Below are 1294 nucleotides of genomic sequence, written 5' to 3'. Positions count from 1 at the left end.
TGAGGAGCCCGGCGTTTTCCGGACACGTCCCAAATGAACTATAGAGTCGACTCTATCACGCAACCGCGCGATTATCGAACCATTCATCGAGGACTTCGAGCGGCGGTCGATAACTGAGCCCTGAATGAAGTCGCCGCGGATTATAGAAGCCTTCGATGTACTGGATGAGCGCGCGCCGCGCTTCAGCTCGTGTCGCGAACTCTTGATGGTGGACCATCTCCGTCTTCAGCTTCCCGAAGAAAGATTCCGCCATCGCGTTATCGAAGCAAATCCCCGTTCTCCCCACCGATCTGCGGATCTTGTACTTGTCGAGCGTCTCGCCGAATTCCATCGATGTGTACTGGCTGCCCCTATCCGAATGGAAAATAGCATCTTCAGGGAGAGCGATGCGCCCAGCGGCCATGTCGATTGCCGCGCTGACCAAGCGTGCCGGGTAGCGCATGTCGACCGACCAGCCGATTACGGATTTTGAGAAACAGTCGATCACGGTGGCCAGGAACAGCGGTCCTTCGCCGGTGTCGATCTGTGTGATGTCACCGATCATCTTGGCTCCCGGCGCCTCGGCGGTGAAGTCGCGCTTGACCAGGTCGGGGATCGGCCCGGCGTCCTTGTCGGCGACCGTGAGGCTCCTGCGCTTCTTGACCTGCACCGGAACGAGGCCCATCTCGCGCATCAGGTCGCGCACCGTCTCGTCGTCGATCTTGATTCCGGCGCGCCCGAGTTCAGCGTGGACGCGCCGGTAGCCGTAGGTGCGATCGGACTTGGCGAACTCCTCCTCGATGCGGATTTTGAGCGCCTCGCGTCGGAGCGCCCGGTCCGACAACGGACGATCTCGCCATTCGTAGAAGCCGGAGCTGGAAACGCCGAGCAGCCGGCACATCATCTTGATCTCAAAGTTGGCCCGCTCCGCGTCGATGAGTGCAAACCGCTCACTCACCCTTGTTCCTTCGCGAAGTAGGCTGCCGCTTTTTTTAGGAACGAGTTCTCGGCCTCAAGTTCCTTGACCCTGCGCTCCAGCTCTGTGAGCTGTGCTCGATCGACGGCCTCACGTGCTTCCGGGGTGTTTCCCTTACGCTTCTCTTTTTCGGCGTTCACCCAGTTGCGGATTGTTTCGGCGACCAGGTTGAAAGCGCGGGCGGCCTGTGCGCATGTGTGTCCGTCATCCAGGACGTACTTAACGACTTCGGCCCGCAATTCGGGAGAGTACTGCCTCGGCTTCTTCGCCACTACCTTGCCTTCCGGGTGTCACGTAAACCCTACTTGGGTCCGTGTCCGGAAAGATCGGGGCACCCCA

2 protein-coding genes are annotated in these 1294 nt (G+C 59.8%); both read right to left on the bottom strand.

Annotated elements, in window-relative coordinates; all coding sequences use genetic code 11:
* Positions 1 to 55 precede the first annotated feature (55 nt).
* Entirely contained in the window at positions 56 to 937 is an 882-nt protein-coding gene (locus tag IEY82_RS38685; protein WP_189129270.1) for an IS3 family transposase, read from the bottom strand.
* Positions 934 to 1227 carry a transposase gene (locus IEY82_RS38680; protein WP_189129269.1) on the bottom strand — a complete coding sequence of 98 codons (294 nt, stop codon included), beginning with the start codon at positions 1225 to 1227 and terminating at the stop codon, positions 934 to 936. The genes IEY82_RS38685 and IEY82_RS38680 overlap by 4 nt, the downstream gene beginning before the upstream one ends.
* Between the last annotated feature and the right edge of the window lie 67 nt (positions 1228 to 1294).

The sequence above is a fragment of the Nonomuraea cavernae genome, from assembly GCF_014646355.1.
GTDB classification, from domain to species: Bacteria; Actinomycetota; Actinomycetes; order Streptosporangiales; family Streptosporangiaceae; genus Nonomuraea; species Nonomuraea cavernae.
Note: the sequence above shows the minus strand (reverse complement) of the source record. Positions and strands in the feature narration are given on the sequence as shown.